The sequence below is a fragment of the Micromonospora sp. NPDC049580 genome (assembly GCF_040675595.1).
In the GTDB taxonomy this organism is placed as follows: Bacteria; Actinomycetota; Actinomycetes; order Mycobacteriales; family Micromonosporaceae; genus Micromonospora.
Window position 1 is genome coordinate 1 of sequence record NZ_JBFAPG010000718.1, and the last position, 2,158, is coordinate 2,158.

The following is a 2,158-nucleotide window of genomic DNA, read 5'->3' on the forward strand; positions in this document are numbered from 1 at the left end:
CGACACTTTCAGTCACCATGATCGATTGGTCGCGGGGGCAGTCCGCCATCATCCCGGAAGCAGGGCGCCCGCGCCGTCCGGGCCGCCCGTCTCGTCGGCGAACATCTGCAACAGCCCGCGCACCGCCGAGGAGGTGCGCGCCTGCGCCGCGGACAGGTCCCCGTCGAAACGCCGCAGCGCCTGCAGCAACGGGTGCAGCGGCGAGGCGTCGCCGATGTCCAGGCAACTGCCGGTCAGCACCAATGCGCCCTGGTCGCGCAATCGGGCACCGATCTCACCGAGGAGGCGGGTCTTGCCCACACCGCTCTCACCGGTGAGGAAGACGGCGGCCGTCTGCCCCTGTGCCACGTCACCAAGCAGCGCCGACCGAACCGTCTGCACCAGCTCGGCCCGGCCCACGAGCGGTGCGGTGTCCACATCGCTGGCCATGGGACGCAGCCTAATCACACGCCCCCGTACCGTTCTACGGCCATCTGCCGCTTGTGGTACTCCTCGCGTCGACATTGCGACTAAAGGTTGCGGGTGGCCGACATACGTCGTTCTGCCGATCCCCCGTCAGCCCAGGAATGCCAATCTCCGAGGGTCGTCAGCCATCAGCGGGGGAAGGACCGGTGCGCACCCATGATCACTATCGTCGCCGACACGCAGCGGACCGACCGCCCACACTGGCCGGTGGCCGAGGAGAGACGGACGGTCACCGTGCTGTTCGCCGACATCGTCGGCTCCACCGCACTGGTCGACCGGCTCGACCCGGAGGACGTCCGGGCGCTGCAACGGGCGTACTTCGACACGGTCGCCTCCGTGCTGCGCCGCTGGCACGGCGTGGTCGAGAAGTACGTCGGCGACGCGGTGATGGCGCTGTTCGGGGCGCGACACTCCGACGGCTTCGACGCGTACCGGGCGGTGCGGGCGGGGCTGGAGATCCAGGCCGCGCTGGATCGCCGGCCGATCCTCGGCGACATCACCCTGCGGGTGCGCGTCGGGGTCGCCACCGGCGAGGCGGTGGTCGACCTGGGCGACGCGGTCAGCGGCGGCCACGGCGTGGCCAGCGGCGCGGTGATCACCACCGCGGCCCGCCTGCAGGAGTACGCCGCACCCGGCGCCGTCGCGCTGTGCGCCGCCACGGCGCGGGCCACCGCCGGTCTCATCGTGCAGCGTCAACTGGCGCCGGTGCCGGTCGCCGGCCGGGTGCCGCCGATGCCGGTGTGGCATGCCGCCGGCCTGGCGCGACCGGGCGCCGACCGACACGACGGCCCGCTGATCGGGCGACGTCGCGAACTAGCCAGCATCACCGACCAGGTGACCCGGGCGCTGCACGAGCACGAACCGCGCTGGGTGTCCCTGGTCGGCCCGAGCGGCAGCGGCCGCAGCCGACTGCTGCACGAGCTGGCCCGCGCGCTGCGCACGGTGGACGGGATGCCGGTGCGCTGGTGCGTGGTGGGCTGCCCGCCGTACCCCGACCAGGTGCTCGCGCCGGTCGCCGAGCTGGTCCGCGGCGTCGCCGGCATCCGCCACGGCGACGGCCCGGCGGCGGTCCGCGACCGCCTGACCGACGCTCTGACACCGCTGTACCCGCCGGACCGGGTCGCGGCGGCGGTGGTGGCGCTGCAATCGCTGCTGACCACCCCGGACGGTTCGGCCGAGGCGCTGGCCGCCGCGGCGGTCTGCCGGGACGTGCTGCTGCGCCTGGCCGCCCACCGACCGCTGGTCGTCGCCGTGGACGACGTGGACCGTGCCGCGCCCGTCGTGAGCCACTTCCTGCACGCGCTGTTCACCGCGGCGGCGGCACGCGGGCTACCGCTGGCGGTGCTCACCGTGCATCAGCCGCAGTGGGCCGACACCCGACCCGGCCCCGCCCGCCGCGTGCCGATCCGTCCCCTGGCCACGGTGCAGTCCGGGCGGCTGCTGCGCCACCTGCTCACCCGGGCGGGGCAACCGGTGACCCTGGCCGACCGGCTGCTGCCACTGGTGGCGGGCCGTCCCGGCCACGCGGCGGCGTACGTGCGGTCAATCGTGGACGGCGCCGACCGGGTGACGCTCCCGCTGCCCGACGCGGTCCGCCGGGCCGTCGGCGCGGAGCTGGACCACCTCGACGGTGAACGACGGGCGGTGCTGATGGCCGCTGCCACCACCGGCGGTCCGGTCTCCGGCACTGCCG

The 2,158-nt window shown here is 74.2% G+C and carries 1 protein-coding gene and 1 pseudogene; one reads left to right on the forward strand and one right to left on the reverse strand.

The window, feature by feature from the left end; translation table 11 throughout:
* Positions 1 to 57: 57 nt before the first annotated feature.
* Positions 58 to 429 (reverse strand): annotated as a pseudogene (locus AB0J68_RS31355) (AAA family ATPase); the annotation flags it as partial.
* Positions 430 to 621: 192 nt separating this feature from the next.
* Between AB0J68_RS31355 and AB0J68_RS31360 the strand changes: the two are divergent.
* Positions 622 to 2,158, forward strand: a 1,537-nt coding sequence (locus tag AB0J68_RS31360) for an adenylate/guanylate cyclase domain-containing protein (protein WP_363942406.1), incomplete at its 3' end; no start/stop codon positions are given.